The following is a 16,387-nucleotide window of genomic DNA, read 5'->3' on the forward strand; positions in this document are numbered from 1 at the left end:
CGCTCGGATGCACGGCTGGGCTACCACTCGGGTTCGCATGATCGACAACTGCGTGGCGGGTGTGCGGGCATCGGTGCGATGCTTGGGCGCGTGCCCGACGACGTCCATGTGAGCGACCGCCTGACGATTCCCGCCGCGGAATTGTCCTGGCGGTTCTCGCGGTCCAGCGGGCCCGGTGGCCAGGGGGTCAACACCACCGATTCGCGGGTCGAGCTCTCCTGGGACCTGTGCGGCTCCGACCTGCTGCCGCCGGCCCTCAAGGAGCGCGCCACCGACCGCCTGGGCGCCCGCCTGGTCAACGGCATCCTGACGGTGACCGCCTCCGAGCATCGCTCCCAGCTGCGCAACCGCGAGGCCGCCGCGGCCCGGCTGGCCGGCGTGGTCGCGGGCGCGATCGCCCCGCCCGCGCGCTCCCGCCGGGCGACCCGCCCGTCCCGCGGCGCGGTGGAGCGCCGCATCGCCGACAAGAAGCGCCGCAGCCAGACCAAGCGAAACCGCCGCCCCGACCACGACTGAGCGCTCAGCCGGTCGGCGTGATCCGCAGCGCCGCGGCGGCGCCCTCCCGCGGATCGAGGGTGAGGCGGTGTCCGGCGGCGGCCGGTTCGAGCAGCGCGCGCCGGCTCCTGATCATGGCGTTCGGCGACCTGCTCCAATCCGCGGTCAGTGCGGCGTTCTCGATGGGTGAGGGCAGGGCGGACGCGCCGGCCCAGTCCGTCTCCCGCACCGCGACCCAGATCCGCTCGGTCAGCGCGGCGAGCGCGGCGGCCTGGTGCTTCCGGCTGCCATGGAGGCGCGTCAGCTGATCCTCGTGCCGCTTGTCGAACGGCACCGGCGGGCCGAGCACGAAGTAGGCATCGGCCAGGCTCTCGAGCTCCTCGAACCGGGCCGCGCCCGGGCCCGGCAGGTGGCCCAGGGCCGCCGCGTGCCCGGCGCGTTCGTGGACCGACTTCACCGTCTGCGCGGTGAATCCCGCGATGCGCCACCGGGCCTTCAGGTCATCGCGCCGGAGCAGGCCGGTCCGGTCGCCGAGCACGCGGCTGACTTCGGCCCGGCGCCGTGGATCCTGGCAGTGGTCGTGCGCGGCGATCGCATCGGCGATCTCCGCGTCGAGCTCGGCCACCCGCGAGCGGTGCCAGCGGTCCACGAAACCGGGCTCGGCCCACCGCCGAACGGTGAAGTCGCGCAGCTCCCGATCGATGACCCGGACCGGCGCTCGGGCGGCCGCGCAATCGGCGTCCGCACACCGATATGCCGCCAGCAACGGATCCGGCGCCCGCGACCGCTCGCTGTGCCGGCCGGCGACCGGGCCGTCGCACGCCCCGCAGCGCAGCAGACCGTCGCCGACGAAGTGCATCCGGTCCGGCGCCTCCGGCATCGTCACCGCGCCCAGCCCGTCGCGCTGCCGCTTCTGCCACATGCGCTGCATGATCTCGGCCGCCCGTGCGGAATCCATTCACCATCTTCGGTCTCTTGGGGAGCCGGGGCGCAAGAGCCTTGACCGCAAGTTGCCGCCGGGCCGGACGGTGGCGCGATGGCCGGGACCGGAGTCCTGGGTCGCGGCGGCAATGTGGACTGTGTGTTCGGCGTACCCGAAGGGGTTTATTGGTTGTGGGGTGCGACGGCCTCGCGGTTCGCGGAGGCCTCGGCCGGGCCCAGCAGCTCGTCGCAGACGCGGATCAGGCGGGCTCGCAGAGCCGCCGCACGCCGGGCGAACTCGCGCTGCCGGGTGATGTATTCGGCCTTGCCCTCCGGGGTCTCGATCTTCACCGCCGGGTGGCCATAGGAGGTCAGGTCATAGGGCGACGCCTGCATGTCGAGCAGCCGGATGTCCGCGGCCAGTGCGAAACAGTCCAGCGCCAATGCGCCCGGCACGGCCGGACCCAGCTTGGACGCCCACTTGTGGCAGTCCATCGCCGCGTGCAGACAGCCCGGCTGATCCAGATCGACCTGGGTCGCCCGGGTGGGTTGCAGACGATTCAATCCGACGGCCTCGGGGGTGAAGAACCGGAAGGCGTCGAAGTGCGTGCAGCGGATCGGATGCTTTTCCACGACCTCGTCGGTGCCCTGCTGACCGAGGCGCAAGGGCAGGGGATGGCGGTGTTCCGGGCGGCGGTAGACCATCGCCCACTCGTGCAGTCCGAAGCAGCCGGTGAAGACCGGCCGGGAAGCGGTCGCGGTCAGCAGGCCGTGGATGTAACGCACGCTTTCGCCGCGGGCCTGGAGGAATTGCGCCACATCGAGCGTGACCACGCCGTCGGGAAAGGTCCGGTAGAACTTCCAGCGCTGGTGATCCGGTTCCTCGTCGAGGCCGGGGGACAGGCCGGTGCCGACGCCGGGATGCCAGCGGCGCAATTGCGCGGGCCGGGTGCCGTGATAGTCGTAGAGGAAATCCTCGATCGCGTGCTTCTCGCCGCGGGCCTTGCGGGCCCGGTGCCCGGCGGTCATCTCGTCGGCGCGCTCCGCGTGTGACCGGGCAAGGGGCACCCACGTCGCCGGCGGCAGCGTGGTGGTGAGCACCCGCCCAGCGTATCCACCGCGGGCGCGTAGGTTGAGATGGCGTACAGGCTTTCGAGGGATGGGGTAATCGGTGCGATTTGCTCGTTTTGTGCACGCGGGAGGCGTCTCCTTCGGGGTGGTCGAGGGCAGCGCCGATGGATTGACCGTGGCCGAGATCGGCAGCTTGCCATTCGAGACCGTGCGGTTCACCGGCCAGCGCTGGGCGCTCGCCGACGTGCGACTGCTCGCCCCGATCTTCTCCAGCAAGGTCATCGGCGTCGGCCGCAACTATGCGGAACACGCCGCTGAGCTGGGCAACGAGGTGCCCAAGGAGCCGCTGATCTTCATCAAGCCGTCCACCTCGGTGATCGGCCCGAACGACGCGATCCGGCTGCCCCCGCAGTCCAAGCGGGTCGAGCACGAGGCCGAGCTGGGCGTGGTGATCGGCGCGACCGGCGCCCGCCGCGTCGACCGGGCCGGCGCCGAACGTGCCATTTTCGGATACACCTGCGGCAACGACGTGACCGCCCGCGATCTGCAGCGCTCCGACCCGCAGTGGACCCGGGCCAAGGGCTTCGACTCGTTCTGCCCGCTCGGCCCGTGGATCGTGACCGATCTCGACGTCAGCGACCTCGAGGTGCGCTGCGAGGTGGGCCGCAACCCGGACTCGATGGAGGTGCGCCAGCTCGGCCGCACCAAGGACATGATCTTCGACGTGCCGACCCTGGTGTCCTATGTCTCACACGTCATGACGCTGCTGCCCGGCGACGTGATCCTGACCGGCACGCCGGCCGGGGTCGGTCCGATCGAGGCCGGCGAGACGGTGTCGGTGACGGTGCAGGGGATCGGCACGATCAGCAACCCGGTGGTCACCCTGGAGTGATCCCGTCCAGGATCAGACCCAACCCATATCGGTACGCCTCGTCCGGCCCGTCCTCGAACCCGCCGGTCAGCCACAACTCGTTCATGGTCGGGTGCCGGTCGACGTCGAAGTAGTCCTCCCAGAGGCGGGCGTGGTCCTGCCACCACTGGTCGGTGGTCTGCCCGGAAGCCCGGCGGAGCAACTCGCTCTCGGCCGTACCCCGGGCCGCCGCGATCACATAGGTCTGGATCGTGATCGCGGTGGTGTTCACTCGGGCCGGCGGCAGGCCCAGACCGGACACCGTGGACAGCACGAACTCCCGCTCGGCCAGCATGCCCGGGCCGGGCGGCGGGCGGACCTGGGAGACCTGGGCCAGCCAGGGGTGCTCGGCGTACATGGCCATCGTGCGCTCGGCATAGAGCAGCACCTGGTCGCGCCAGGACGCCGGGCGGTCGTCGCCGGGGCCGGGCAGCGCGCGCCGGGCGGACACCTCGTCGATCATCAGGTCGACCAGGTCGTCGCGGGACGGGACGTAGCTGTAGAGCGTCATCGTGCCGACGCCCAGGTCCTTGGCCAGACGGGCCATCGTGACGGCGTCCAGGCCGTCCCGGTCGGCGCGCTCGACGCCCTTGTCGATCACGGTGTCGATCGTGAGCTTGGCCGGGCGGCCGGTCCGCTGTTTCTCCGGACTCCGCCGCCAGAGCAGCGGCAGGATCCGATCCGGGTCCGGTCGCCCACTGAATTCGGTCATGGTTTCGTTGTATCCTGAGTTTTCGTATCGCGTACGGAAAGAGGTGCTGCGTCGTGAAGATCCTGGTCACCGGAGCGACCGGAAACATCGGGCGGCTGGTGGTGGACGAACTGCTGGCACTCGGCGCCGATGATGTCAGGGCGCTGACCAACCATCCGGACAGGGCCGCCCTGCCCGCCGAAGTCGACGTGATCGAGGGCTTCCTCGGGCGGCTACCGACGATGCCGGCGGCACTGGCCGGCGTCGACCGGATGTACCTGGCGCCCTACCCGCCGACCTGCTTCGAGGTGTGCCGGATGGCCGCCGACGCCGGGGTTTCGCACATCGTGGACCTGGCCGGCGAGAAAGGCGGCAACTGGACGGTGATCGAGGAGGCGGTGGAGGCGTGCGGGGTGCCGTACACCCACCTCGAACCCGGCGAGTTCATGAACAACGCGGGCATCTGGGCAGCACAGATAGCGGCCGGCGACGTCGTCCGGGACACCCTCGGCGACGTGGTCAACGCCCCCGTCGCGATCGAGGATGTGGCGGCGGTCGCGGCCAAGATCCTGGTGGAGGGCGGGCACGTCGGGCGGTCGTACCCCATGACCGGCCCGGAGGCACTCTCGCGCCGATCGAAGGTGGCCGCCATCGGCACCGCACTGGGCCGCGAACTGACCTTCACCGACCTGCCACGAGACCAGGCGATCGCCCAGTTGTCGCAGGTCATGGGCGAATACGCGACCTGGTATGTGGACGGCCAGGCCACCTTGGCCGACTACCCGCAGCAGGCCAACACCGTGGTCGCCGACCTGCTCGGACGCCCGGCGATGACCATGGTCGAGTGGGCCCGCAAACACGCGGCGGAGTTCCAGCCCCGCGAAAACGCCGTGCGGTAGCCCGATTTGGCGGGCACCATGGGCTCGGGTAGAGTTCTGACCCGGCGCGGAGACGCGTTGATTTGGGGTATGGGGTAATTGGCAGCCCGACTGATTCTGGTTCAGTTAGTCTAGGTTCGAGTCCTGGTACCCCAGCGCAGCCGATCCCGCGAGGGCGGCAGTGCTGGACTTCTGGTAAGTTCTGCACCGTCGTTCGAAGCGAGAACGGCAGTCCTGGCCCCGTCGTCTAGCGGCCTAGGACGCCGCCCTCTCAAGGCGGTAGCGAGGGTTCGAATCCCTTCGGGGCTACGTTTCGGGGTGCCTCCTGTCCGCGGAAAGCGCGGGCCGGGGGCACTTCGCATTTCTTCCCGGGGGCCGAGCCCCCGGACCCCCACGGTGCGGTGGGGCGGTTGGTTTGGTTGCTTGCGGTGGGTGTTTTAGCGGCGCCGCTGCGCGGCAGCCGCGATTGGGCGATCTGGTCTCTCCCCGTCGGGGTCTGACTTCCGTTGCCACGCCATCGGTGGTCGGCTTCAGGGATGGGGCGTGGCGTTCGTTGTCGGCGCCGGTATCGGCACTGACTCGGCCTCTCGCATTGGAGGCTTCCCCTTCCTCCGGCACCCGCCTCTGTCATCGGTGGCAGCACCGCCACGGCCTTCGCCACTCGGCACCGCCTCCGGCCACCGCTTCTGGGCCCACCGGCACCGGCCTTGGCCACCCTTGTCTGACCTTCGCTGCGTGGACTGGGCCGCCGGCGTGCGTGACCGGCCTGCGTGACCGGTCTGCGTGACCGGTCTGCGTGAGCGGGTCGCCGTTGCCTTGCCTTGTCGCCGGCCTCGCTCCTGGCTCTGCGGTCGACGACCATTCCAGCTGGTCTGCGGCCGGGGTCAGTCGACGGGATCTCTGCGCAACGTGGCCGACTTCGTCGTTTTGATGTCAGCCGTGTCGGACGGGTGGGGACAGGCGATGCGCCCTTCTCCTGCTGCCGGCACGCGTGACGCCTTGTCGCTGTTGGATGCGGGGACCGTTTCGCTGCTGGTATTGGTCGTTGGCTGCTGTTTGGTGGGAACGGTGTTGGTTGTGGCGGGTGGCAGAACTCGGCTGTGGCGATCTCGGCGGAAGGTTTCTTCTCGGGCTCGCATCGTTGTGGCGTTGCTGCGGGATGGTGATCGGGTTCTGCTGTGTCACCGGTCGCCTCGGCGTCGTTGGTACCCCGATGTCTGGGATCTGCCCGGTGGGCATGTGGAGCCTGGGGAACTGCCGGGCTGTCGCTGGCTCACCCCAGCTTCCTGGCGATCTTCAGCAAGGTTCTGGGCGAGCATCGAGACTGACCAGGACTGAGCACGTGCTTCATAGACGCGAGCGCGCATCCGCCCGGCGTCGTGTCGCGGTGGACCTCAGCGGGAGTCGCTGAATGGCTCGATGCTGATCGGATCACCAGTCACGCCAACGCTGCGAGCGGTGCAACGTTCACGCGGGCCCGGCCAACGAGATGGTGCCGGGCAGCGACGAACACCTGGCTCCCATTCTTGAGGTAGGCGAACGCCACCACGTGGCAGGAACCTCTGGTGGCCAGAAACGTCGGCCGAGTCTGGTCGACCCGGTCAAGGACTACATGGAGTGGGGCATCGGCGAAGGCTGCCCCAAAGCCGGCACGTAGTGACGCGAGAACATGGCCCGGGTTTCAACGGCGGCTACCCGATCGTCCTCAAGTTCGTCGAGCAGTGCCCGGCAAACCGGCCGGACGAAGGTGCGGCGCCCGATGTCCGTGCCGCAGGTGACCGGATGAATGTGCCGACCCGGAATCCTCGTCGGCCGTGACAGCGAGCAGATCGGGAAGATCTTGGATCGCTGTCCATACTTCGATCTCCTCTCGAACTGGTCTACTCATTCGCCGACACGATGACTCACCCGCACGGAGAAAGTCTCAACGCGTGGCTCGCCGCAGACGAGCATTCAGCGCTGACGGGCATCAGCCGCATCGTCGGCGGCCTGACCGCTGACCTTGCCGCGGTCACCGCGGGGCCGAGTCTGGCCTTCGCTTCTGGCGGCCGGAGGGCACCTTCAATCGCATCAAGATGACCGACCGGCGGAGGGAAGGGTGGTGCCGGCTTCGGCCTGCTCCGCAAGGGCTTCTTGCGTGCGCAGGCGCTGTAGACCTGATTCACGGGAGACTCACCCTGCGAGGAAGCCAGCTCAAGCGCCCCGGCGTCAGAAGATCTCCAACTGACCGGGGATAGGAGCCAGAGGCGCCGGCTCTGGCACGAGGTCCGCTGCCATCGCAGCAAGACGGTCCGTCGCTTCCACCGGCATGGATACAGCGATCTGCCACGTCTCGGCGTCGTCCCCGGCCAACGCCGTGACCGTCTCATCGTTGATGCACCAGTAGACCGATACATCGAAAACGGCTCCGACGCGTAGCGCGCGTCGAGCGGTCCAATCGGCCTCGCGAATAGAACGCAGGGTGGCCAACTCGTCGAGCGACGCTCTGAACTGCAGGATCCACGAGGGTCCCTGCACGGTTACCGCCATGAGATCGGGATCATCCCCGTCCGGCGACATCGACACTTCCACCACAGTGCAAGGGTCGCATGCACTCCGAAGCGGCCCCATCGAGGAGTAGCAAGATCAACCACGGTGATGGCGCCAGGTTGGGTTGAACGCGATGGGAGCGCCACCACACCCACACCGCGCTCGGAAGCCAACATCCACCAGCCTCGCAACAAGACGGTCCTGGAACCAAAGCCAGCCGCGGCCTCCGTCATCGGGCCAACGTCACCGACACCTCTACCCGCCACCGCCACAACGCCCGCCAGCCTCCACCGACCCCGCAACGGGCACCGGCTGCTGTTATCGCTACTCGGCCACTCCCACGCCGCCGTTAGCGGCGCTTGGCCGCCGCCAATGCCACTGCGCCCCACCGTCGCAGTTGCCCGGCCACCCGGCCTGTGCGCCGCCCTCACCGGCGCCTTGCCACGCCGCTGCTGGCCACTGCCACCGATCCCGTTGCCCGGCCGCCAACGCCGCCGCTTCGGCACTGCGAATGCCGCTAGCCGCTTCACCTCACCTGGCCACCGTCACCGGCGCCGGGCCGCCACCATCACTCGTCTGGTTACCCGCACCGTCCCCGGCGTCGACATCGGCAACGCCACTTCGGCGACGGCTCGGTGGTGATTTGGACGGCGTTCCTACGCCGCGAATTCAGGGACTCGTTCTCGGTCCTCAGCCGCCGCCGCTGCGACTGCGCCGATTGCTCGTCGCAGGGCAGGCCGTTATCGCAGCGGTCGGCGTCCTCGTTGGCCCGGGCACTTCGTCGCCTCGAGCCGTCTGCCGGACCGATTCCCCCCGGTCAGCAGGCCGGCTCGACCGCGTCTTCCGACCACGCGTGCGGCCACTCGGCGACCCGCGCCGTCCCAGTGACGATGCCCGTGAGGATCGGCTACAGGGGGACTTCTTCTGCTGTGGCTGTGTTTGCGGTGCGGCCGGGCGCTCGGTGGTTGGACCAGTAGATGTTGGTGTGGGCGATCACCTCGGGCGGTGGCGGCGCGCCCCACGCGCACAGGTCCTCGGTGGTGTGTGCGTCGCTCACCAGGGTGGCGTCGTAGCCTCGGGTGATCGCGCCGTGCAGGGTTGCCCGGATGCACTCGTCCGTCTGGGCTCCGGCCAGCACCAGCCGGCCGACGCCCAGGTCGGCGAGCAGTGCCTCCAGCGATGTGCCTTCGAACGAGTCGGGGTAGTCCTTTCGCAGCCGCGGCTCATCGGCTTGCGGGCTCAGCTCGGGCACGATCCCGTCGTCCTCGGGGAGGTTCTGCTGCACCCAGATCACCGGGACCGGCGCCTGGCGGGCGCGGTTCACCAGCAGGGCGATGTTCGCCACCACGGTGTCGCGATCGTGGGTGCCGGCCATGACCGCTGTCTGGGTGTCGACGATCAGGACCGCGCTGTGCGGCCGGTTCTCGAGAGTGGTCACAGGCCGGAAAGGCGCTGGCCGGCTCGCACGACCGCCATGGCGTGGCGTTCGCCGGGGCGGCGGCCCAGTCGCTCGATCGGACCGCTTATCGAGATGGCGGCGATCACCCGGCCGGTGCGGTCGCGGATCGGGGCCGAGACGCTGGCCACCCCGGGCTCTCGCTCGGCCACGCTCTGCGCCCAGCCGCGGCGGCGCACCTCGGCCAGGGTGCGGCCGGTGAACTTGCAGCGGGGCAGCAACGGCATCACCGCTTCCGGTGGCTCCCAGGCGAGCAGGATCTGGGCCGCGGAACCGGCGGTCATCGGCAGCACCGAGCCGACCGGCACGGTGTCCCGCAGGCCGCTCGCGCGCTCGGCGGCGGCCACGCAGATGCGCTCGTCGGCGCGGCGCAAGTAGAGTTGGCCACTCTCGCCGGTCGCGTCCCGCAGGGCGGACAGCAACGGCTCGGCGGCGGTCAGCAGCACGTCCGGCGCGGCGTTCGCCAGCTCGCCCAGACGGGGGCCGGGGCGCCAGCGTCCCTGGGTGTCGCGCACCAGCATCCGGTGGATCTCCAGGGCCTGGGCCAGGCGATGTGCGGTCGCTCGCGGCAGCTTCGTCCGGTCGACCAATTCGGCCAGGCTGGCGCCGTCGACACAGGCGGCCAGGATGACCACCGCCTTGTCGAGAACGCCGACACCGCTCATACTGTGTCCCACAAGCCGAAACATACCTCCCAGAATTTAGGATGTCCAGATGGTGGGAGTCACGCCGAATCCCAAGCCCCGGACCCTGGCCGAGAAGGTCTGGGACGACCACGTGGTGCGGTCCGCCGAGGGCGAGCCAGATGTGCTCTACATCGACCTGCACCTGCTGCACGAGGTGACCAGCCCGCAGGCCTTCGACGGCCTCCGGATGGCCGGCCGCCCGGTGCGCCGGGTCGATCTCACGCTCGCGACCGAGGATCACAACACTCCTACGGGATATGCGGACCCGTCGTTCAACACCCGGCGCGGTGATCTCCTGACTATCGCCGACACGACGTCGCGCACCCAGATCGAGACGTTGCGGAAGAACTGCGCCGAGTTCGGTGTGCAGATCCGCTCGCTCGGCGACGAGCAGCAGGGCATCGTGCACGTGATCGGACCTCAACTCGGCCTGACGCAGCCCGGCATGACGATCGTCTGCGGCGACTCGCACACCGCGACGCACGGCGCGTTCGGAGCGCTCGCCTTCGGCATCGGCACCAGTGAGGTCGAGCACGTGCTCGCCACCCAGACGCTGCCGCAGTCGAAGCCGAAGACGATGGCCGTCACGGTCACCGGCGAGCTGCGCCCGGGCGTGACGGCAAAGGATCTGATCCTCGCGCTGATCACCCAGGTCGGCACCGGCGGCGGCAACGGGCACATCGTGGAATACCGCGGCGAGGCCATCCGCAAGCTCTCCATGGAGGGCCGGATGACCATCTGCAACATGTCCATCGAGTGGGGCGCCAAGGCCGGCATGATCGCGCCGGACGAGACGACCTTCGCCTATCTCGAGGGCAAGCAGCACGCGCCGCGGGGCGAGCAGTGGGACGCCGCGGTGGATTACTGGCGTTCGCTGGTCACCGACCCGGACGCGGAGTACGACACCGAGGTGATCCTGGACGCGTCGGCGATCAGCCCGTTCGTCACCTGGGGCACCAACCCGGGGCAGGGCGCGGCACTGGACAGCGCGGTGCCGGACCCGGAGGAGTTCGTCGACGAGGTCGAGCGCAACGCCGCCCGGCGCGCGCTGGAATACATGGGACTCGAGGCCGGCACGCCGCTGCGCGAGGTGCCGGTGGACGTGGTGTTCGTGGGCTCCTGCACCAACGGGCGTCTGGAGGACCTGCGGGCGGCGGCCGACGTGCTGCGCGGGCATCGGGTGCACGACGACGTACGGATGATGATCGTGCCCGGGTCTTTCCAGGTGCGCGAGCAGGCCGAGGCCGAGGGGCTGGACAAGGTCTTCACCGAGGCCGGCGCCGAGTGGCGGTTCGCCGGGTGCTCGATGTGTCTGGGCATGAACCCGGACACGCTGAGCCCGGGGGAGCGCGCCGCCTCCACGTCGAACCGCAACTTCGAGGGCCGGCAGGGGCGCGGTGGCCGCACCCACCTGGTCTCTCCCCAGGTGGCGGCCGCGACCGCCGTGATCGGCAAGCTGGCCGCGCCCGCGGACCTGGAAAGCTGAGGACGAGTCATGGACAAATTCACCACCCATGCGGGCACCGTGATGCCGCTGCGCCGTTCCGATGTGGACACGGACCAGATCATCCCGGCGGTCTATCTGAAGCGGGTGACCCGGACCGGCTTCGAGGACGGGCTGTTCAACGCCTGGCGTGACGACCCGGCCTTCGTGCTCAACAATCCGGCCCACGCGGGCGCCACGATCCTGGTGGCCGGGCCCAACTTCGGCACCGGGTCGTCCCGCCAGCACGCCGTCTGGGCGCTGCGCGACTGGGGTTTCAAGGCGATCATCGCCCCGCGCTTCGGCGACATCTTCCGCGGCAACTCGCTCAAGGAGGGTCTGCTGCCGGTGCAGCTGGAGCTGAAGGCCGTGGAAGCCCTTTGGGAGATGGCCGACAGCGAGCCGGACAAGCAGATCACCGTCGACCTCGGCGCCCGCGAGGTGCGCGTGGACGATGCCGTCTGGACCTTCCCGATCGACGATTTCAGTCGCTGGCGACTCATGGAGGGCCTCGACGACATCGGACTGACCCTCCGACACGAGGAAGACATCACCACGTACGAGAAAACTCGTCCTGCTTTCAAGCCGGTCACCGTCTAAGGCCGAAAACCCTAGTCAGAGACCACTTTTCGCCCTCTCCGGCCCCGCCGGAGGGGGCGATTTCCTTGTGACACAACGCTTTTTTTTGTGCAGATGTTTGTGTCTGCTGGTCAGAGGGCATACGGTCGCGCCAGAATGGCTCGCATTGGGCCAGTTCTCACGTTCGGGAGGAAAACCATGAACAAGGCCGAGCTCATCGAGGCGCTCGCCGCCCGACTGGGGGACCGGAAAACAGCGACAGCGGCGCTGGATGCGGTCATCAGCGAGGTGGAGAACGCCGTAACAAAGGGCGATCGGGTCGCCATCACCGGTTTCGGTGTCTTCGAGAAGCGGGCGCGCAATGCGCGGACCGCGCGCAATCCCCGCACCGGTGAACCGGTGAAGGTGAAGAAGACGTCGGTGCCGGCCTTCAAGCCGGGCACGGCATTCCGCGAGATGGTCGCCAGCGGAAAGGTGGCCAAGGTGGCCGCCGCCAAGAAGACGACCACGGCCGCCAAGGCGGCTCCGGCGAAGACGACGACCCGCGCCGCGGCGGCGACGAAGACCGCCGCCGCAAAGAAGACGACGGCCAAGGCCGCGCCGGCGAAGACCGCTGCCAAGGCGGCTCCGGCGAAGTCCACCGCGGCCAAGACAGCCGCGGCGAAGAAGACGACGGCCAAGGCCACCCCGGCCAAGGCCGCCACCAAGACGACGCCGGCGAAGAAGACCACGGCCACCAAGACGGCCGCGGCGACCAAGGCCTCCCCGGCCAAGGCGACCGCGACCAAGACGGCCGCGGCGAAGAAGACGACGGCCAAGGCCACCCCGGCCAAGGCCGCCACCAAGACGACGCCGGCGAAGAAGACCACCACCGCGACCAAGGCAACGGCGGCAAAGTCGGCGCCGGCCAAGAAGGCGGCGGCGACCAAGACGACGACGGCCGCCAAGAAGACGACTGCCCGCAAGACCACGGCGGCCACGGCCCGGACCACTCCGGCGGCCCGTGCCACGACCGCCCGCACCACTGCCGCTCGCAAGACCAAGTAAGGGGTCTGAGCGGTCCGCTGAGCAAACGAAAGGCGTCCACCCTAAAGGTGGACGCCTTTCGCGTGTTCCGGCGCCGTACGGGCGGCTGAGCCTACCGTCCGGGCATGGACCCCAGAAGTGGCCCGCCGCGCGGGCTGACCGGCCGCTCGGTCGTCGCCGTGACGGTGTTCGCCGCCGCGGTGGTGCCCGGGTGGACACTCGGCGACCTGACCGAGCGCTGGACCGGCAACGGACTGCTGGACTGGCTGATCACCTGTGCCTGGGCGGCGGCCGCGGTGGCCCTGCTCGCGCCGCACACGTCCTATCGGCGGCGCGACGTGTGGCTAGGACTGGTGCCGCTGCTCGGGTGGTACGTGCTGGCCGTGATGGCCTGGCGGGTGGCGCTGCTGCCCTATCGGGACTGGGAGCCGCGCGCCGACGAGTTGTGGCGGGCCCGCTGGCTGACCGGAGATCTGGTGGGTTACTGGCGTTCCGACCCGGCGCCGCTCGAGAGGCGCCGCACGAAAGCTAGAGCCGGCTGACGCCGATCGCGGTCTCGCCGGACCAGGAGATCACCCAGCCGCCGCCCTTCGGCGTTTTGTAGCCGTCCGGGTCGCCGGCCGGGACGAGGGCGGCGAGCAGGTGCGGCATCAGCTTGCCCTGGCTGCACGCCGCCGCCGCCGGACCGGACCGCACGTCGGCCAGGCGGGCCAGCGCGACGCGCACCCGGTCCGGCGTCTCGGCCGGGTCGGCCGGCTCGGCGAACGCGGCGTCGGTGACGATCGACAGGCCGAGCCGCTCGGCCAGCGGCTCCAGGGTCTGCTTGCAGCGCAGCGGGGTGGCCGCATAGAGCCGCTTCGGCGCGAAGTGCACGAGCACCTCGCTCAGAGCCGCGGCCTCGGTCTGGCCCTGTGAGTCGATCGGGCGCAGCGCGTCGATGCCGTGCCACTTCTTTCGCTCGCCCGCGTGCGCGTGCCGCACGATCGGCGTCACCGCGGTCACCGGCGGCAGCCCGGCGGCGTGTGCGACCAGGTCACGATCGGCCGGATAGCTGAGCCGGGCCATCGCCTCGCGGGGCGGGAGCCAGGCGACCTGGTCCACCTCGTGCGGGTCGGCGACGGCGGTGGGCGGCTCGGCGGTGGCCCGCATCAGCCAGAACCGCACGGTCTTCGGGCGGCCGTCGGGGAGCACGTAGGACACGTCGGGCAGGCGGTGCAGCGGCTCACCGCGTACCCCGGTCTCCTCCATCACCTCGCGCACCGCCGCCGTGAGCGGATGCTCCCCGGTCTCGAGCTTGCCTTTGGGCAGGCTCCAGTCGTCGTAGGCCGGGCGGTGCACGACGCACACCTCGCCGGTGGCGCGCAGCAGCACCGCGCCCGCCGCGAGGACCGGATCCGCCACGATCAGCCGGCCTTGCCGATGACCCGGCGCAGCAGCGACTCCTGCAGGTGCATGTGCGACTTGGTGGGATCGGCCGAGCGCCGCAGCCAGGTGCCGTCGCCGGACAGGTCCCAGCCCTCGCTCTGCTCCGCCATGGACAGCTCCAGCACGTTGCGCAGGTCGTCCTGGGCGGACGGCAGGGTGACCCGGACCAGCGCCTCGACCCGGCGGTCCAGGTTGCGGTGCATCAGGTCGGCCGAGCCGATCCAGTATTCCGCGTCGTCGCCGGCGCCGAACCGGAAGACCCGGGAGTGCTCGAGGAAGCGGCCGACGATCGAGCGCACCCGGATGTTCTCCGACAGGCCCGGCACACCCGGCCGCAGCGAGCACATGCCGCGGATGACCAGGTCCACCTTCACCCCGTCGTTGGAGGCGCGGTAGAGCGCGTCGCAGGTCTCCTCGTCCACCAACGAGTTCACCTTGAACTGCACCAGCCCCTCGCCGCCCGCGCGGACGATGCGGGCCTGCTCCTCGATCCGCTCGATCAGCCCCTTGCGCACCCCGTGCGGCGCGACCAGCAGGCGGCGGAACGCGGTCTGCCGGCTGTAGCCGGTCAGCACGTTGAAGAGATCGGTGACGTCCGCGCCCACCTCGGGGTCGGCGGTGAGCATGCCGAAGTCCTCGTACAGCCGGGCGGTCTTGGGGTGGTAGTTGCCGGTGCCGATGTGGCAGTAGCGCTTGATCTGGTTGCCCTCCTGGCGCACCACCAGCGAGGTCTTGCAGTGCGTCTTGAGCCCGACCAGGCCGTAGACCACGTGGCAGCCGGCCCGCTCCAGGGTGCGCGCCCAGGCGATGTTGGCCACCTCGTCGAAGCGCGCCTTCACCTCGACCAGCACCACCACCTGCTTGCCCGCGGCGGCCGCGTCGACCAGCGCGTCCACGATCGGGGAGTCGCCGCTGGTGCGGTAGAGCGTCTGCTTGATGGCCAGCACGTTGGGGTCGGCGGCGGCCTGCTCGATGAAGCGCTGCACGCTGGTGGAGAACGAGTGGTAGGGGTGATGCACCAGGATGTCGCACTCGCGCAGCCGGTTGAAGACGCTGCGCGGCACCTCGCCGTCGGCCAGTTGCGGGTGCGTGGCCGGCACGAACGGGCGGTCCTTCAGGTCGTCGCGGTCGCACTCGCCGAACACCTGCCACAGCCCGGAGAGGTCGAGCAGGCCCGGCACCCGCAGCACGTCGTTGCTGTCCATGTCGAGCTCGCGAGCCAGCAGGTCGAGCACGTGGTCGCTGATCGAGGCGGCCACCTCGAGCCGCACCGGCGGGCCGAAGCGGCGCTGCGCCAGCTCGCGCTCGAGCGCCTGCAGCAGGTCCTCGTCGCGGTCCTCGTCGACCTCGAGCTCGGCGTTGCGGGTGACCCGGAACAGGTGCCACTCGAGCACCCGCATGCCGGAGAAGAGCTGGTCGAGGTGGACCGCGATGAGCTCCTCGACGGGCAGGAAGCGGGCGCCGCGGCTGTCGTTCTGCACGGTCACGAAGCGCGGCACGTTGTTGGGCACCTTGACCCGGGCGAAGAGCTCGGCGCTGCCGCCGGCCGGGTCGCGCAGCGCGACGGCGAGGTTGAGCGACCGCGAGGAGATGTAGGGGAACGGGTGCGCCGGGTCCACCGCCAGCGGGGTGAGCACCGGGAACACCTGCTCGCGGAAGTACGTGCGCAGCCGCTCGCGCTCGGGTGCGTCCAGCTCGCTCCAGCTGACCAGTTGGATGCCCTCGGCGGACAGCTTGGGCCGCACCTCGTCGGCGAAGCAGGCGGCGTGCCGGGAGACCAGATCGGCCGCCCGCTCGGTGATCATCTCGAGCTGGTTGCGCAGCGAGACGCGGTCGCCGCCGCGCATCGGCAGGCCGGCGTTCAGGCGCCGCTTCAGCCCGGCGACCCGCACCATGTAGAACTCGTCCAGGTTGCTGGCGAAGATGGCCAGGAACTTGGCCCGCTCGAGCAGCGGCGTCTCCGGGTCCTCGGCGAGCGCCAGCACGCGGGCGTTGAAGTCGAGCCAGGACAGCTCGCGGTTGAGGAAGCGGTCGTCCGGGAGGCTGGGAGGTTCCTCCGAAACCTCGGGCGGGACGTCGACGGTCAGCTCTTCCTCAAGCACGGGTGGCGGCTCCTCGATTGCTTCCAGCACTTCGGCGAAGACGGCGCCTCTGGGGAGGAAACGGCCGTCGGGCCCGCGCCGGGGGGTCGGGCCGGGAGTCCGGGGCGGGGGATTTTGCATCGCTCCATCATCGCC

At 69.9% G+C, this 16,387-nt stretch carries 16 protein-coding genes and 2 tRNA genes; 10 read left to right on the forward strand and 8 right to left on the reverse strand.

From position 1 onward, the window contains the following. Positions 1-78: 78 nt before the first annotated feature. Positions 79-516 (forward strand): alternative ribosome rescue aminoacyl-tRNA hydrolase ArfB, encoded by a 438-nt coding sequence (gene arfB / locus ACZ6TI_RS01600; RefSeq protein ID WP_465343028.1) that lies wholly within the window; start codon positions 79-81, stop codon positions 514-516. A gap of 4 nt (positions 517-520) precedes the next feature. On the opposite strand, the gene ACZ6TI_RS01605 is transcribed toward arfB, so the two are convergent. Together ACZ6TI_RS01605 and ACZ6TI_RS01610 are read right to left on the reverse strand one after the other, a co-directional pair. Beyond that, on the reverse strand, positions 521-1,453 hold the full coding sequence (locus ACZ6TI_RS01605; protein ID WP_465343029.1) for a hypothetical protein: 933 nt from the start codon (positions 1,451-1,453) through the stop codon (positions 521-523). Positions 1,454-1,599: 146 nt separating this feature from the next. Further along, positions 1,600-2,517, reverse strand: coding sequence for a 3-methyladenine DNA glycosylase (locus ACZ6TI_RS01610; protein WP_465343030.1), 918 nt, complete (start codon positions 2,515-2,517; stop codon positions 1,600-1,602). A gap of 70 nt (positions 2,518-2,587) precedes the next feature. On the opposite strand from ACZ6TI_RS01610, the gene ACZ6TI_RS01615 reads away from it, so the two are divergent. Then, positions 2,588-3,379 carry a fumarylacetoacetate hydrolase family protein gene (locus ACZ6TI_RS01615; protein ID WP_465343031.1) on the forward strand — a complete coding sequence of 264 codons (792 nt, stop codon included), beginning with the start codon at positions 2,588-2,590 and terminating at the stop codon, positions 3,377-3,379. Here the strand turns inward: ACZ6TI_RS01615 and ACZ6TI_RS01620 are convergent. Continuing rightward, entirely contained in the window at positions 3,366-4,109 is a 744-nt protein-coding gene (locus ACZ6TI_RS01620; RefSeq protein ID WP_465343032.1) for a TetR/AcrR family transcriptional regulator, read from the reverse strand. The two genes, ACZ6TI_RS01615 and ACZ6TI_RS01620, sit on opposite strands and share 14 nt — an antisense overlap. Before the next feature lie 53 nt (positions 4,110-4,162). Here ACZ6TI_RS01620 and ACZ6TI_RS01625 point away from each other — a divergent pair, with 53 nt between their 5' ends. The 4 genes from ACZ6TI_RS01625 (at position 4,163) to ACZ6TI_RS01640 (ending at position 6,304) form a co-directional block, all read left to right on the forward strand. After that, positions 4,163-4,987, forward strand: coding sequence for an SDR family oxidoreductase (locus ACZ6TI_RS01625; protein WP_465343033.1), 825 nt, complete (start codon positions 4,163-4,165; stop codon positions 4,985-4,987). 63 nt (positions 4,988-5,050) lie between these two features. Continuing rightward, positions 5,051-5,122: transfer RNA gene (locus ACZ6TI_RS01630), tRNA-Gln, on the forward strand. Between the two features lie 80 nt (positions 5,123-5,202). Beyond that, positions 5,203-5,275: transfer RNA gene (locus ACZ6TI_RS01635), tRNA-Glu, on the forward strand. 654 nt (positions 5,276-5,929) lie between these two features. Further along, positions 5,930-6,304, forward strand: coding sequence for an NUDIX domain-containing protein (locus ACZ6TI_RS01640; protein ID WP_465343521.1), 375 nt, complete (start codon positions 5,930-5,932; stop codon positions 6,302-6,304). A gap of 870 nt (positions 6,305-7,174) precedes the next feature. Here the strand turns inward: ACZ6TI_RS01640 and ACZ6TI_RS01645 are convergent. The 3 genes from ACZ6TI_RS01645 to ACZ6TI_RS01655 all read right to left on the reverse strand — a co-directional run bounded on the left by ACZ6TI_RS01645 (position 7,175) and on the right by ACZ6TI_RS01655 (position 9,616). Next, a complete protein-coding gene (locus ACZ6TI_RS01645) occupies positions 7,175-7,540 on the reverse strand; it encodes a hypothetical protein (protein WP_465343034.1) in 366 nt (121 codons plus the stop codon). Between the two features lie 862 nt (positions 7,541-8,402). Beyond that, positions 8,403-8,933 (reverse strand): isochorismatase family protein, encoded by a 531-nt coding sequence (locus ACZ6TI_RS01650; RefSeq protein ID WP_465343035.1) that lies wholly within the window; start codon positions 8,931-8,933, stop codon positions 8,403-8,405. Continuing rightward, entirely contained in the window at positions 8,930-9,616 is a 687-nt protein-coding gene (locus tag ACZ6TI_RS01655; RefSeq protein ID WP_364292830.1) for an IclR family transcriptional regulator, read from the reverse strand. Before ACZ6TI_RS01655 ends, ACZ6TI_RS01650 begins: the two co-directional genes overlap by 4 nt. A 49-nt stretch (positions 9,617-9,665) precedes the next feature. On the opposite strand from ACZ6TI_RS01655, the gene leuC reads away from it, so the two are divergent. The 4 genes from leuC (at position 9,666) to ACZ6TI_RS01675 (ending at position 13,267) form a co-directional block, all read left to right on the forward strand. After that, the gene (gene leuC, locus ACZ6TI_RS01660) at positions 9,666-11,123 is read left to right on the forward strand and encodes a 3-isopropylmalate dehydratase large subunit (RefSeq protein WP_465343036.1); all 1,458 of its coding nucleotides are present in this window, start codon (positions 9,666-9,668) and stop codon (positions 11,121-11,123) included. Between the two features lie 9 nt (positions 11,124-11,132). Continuing rightward, a complete protein-coding gene (leuD, locus tag ACZ6TI_RS01665; protein WP_465343037.1) occupies positions 11,133-11,720 on the forward strand; it encodes a 3-isopropylmalate dehydratase small subunit in 588 nt (195 codons plus the stop codon). A 177-nt stretch (positions 11,721-11,897) separates the two neighbouring features. Continuing rightward, positions 11,898-12,746, forward strand: coding sequence for an HU family DNA-binding protein (locus ACZ6TI_RS01670; RefSeq protein WP_465343038.1), 849 nt, complete (start codon positions 11,898-11,900; stop codon positions 12,744-12,746). Between the two features lie 104 nt (positions 12,747-12,850). Beyond that, positions 12,851-13,267, forward strand: a complete 417-nt coding sequence (locus ACZ6TI_RS01675; protein ID WP_465343039.1) for a hypothetical protein — start codon at positions 12,851-12,853, stop codon at positions 13,265-13,267. Here the strand turns inward: ACZ6TI_RS01675 and ACZ6TI_RS01680 are convergent. Further along, positions 13,254-14,126 carry an NUDIX hydrolase gene (locus ACZ6TI_RS01680; RefSeq protein ID WP_465343040.1) on the reverse strand — a complete coding sequence of 291 codons (873 nt, stop codon included), beginning with the start codon at positions 14,124-14,126 and terminating at the stop codon, positions 13,254-13,256. The genes ACZ6TI_RS01675 and ACZ6TI_RS01680 overlap by 14 nt on opposite strands. A gap of 2 nt (positions 14,127-14,128) precedes the next feature. Further along, positions 14,129-16,372, reverse strand: a complete 2,244-nt coding sequence (locus tag ACZ6TI_RS01685) for an RNA degradosome polyphosphate kinase (protein WP_465343041.1) — start codon at positions 16,370-16,372, stop codon at positions 14,129-14,131. Positions 16,373-16,387: the final 15 nt, after the last annotated feature.

The organism is Actinoplanes sp. NPDC051388, assembly GCF_055586225.1.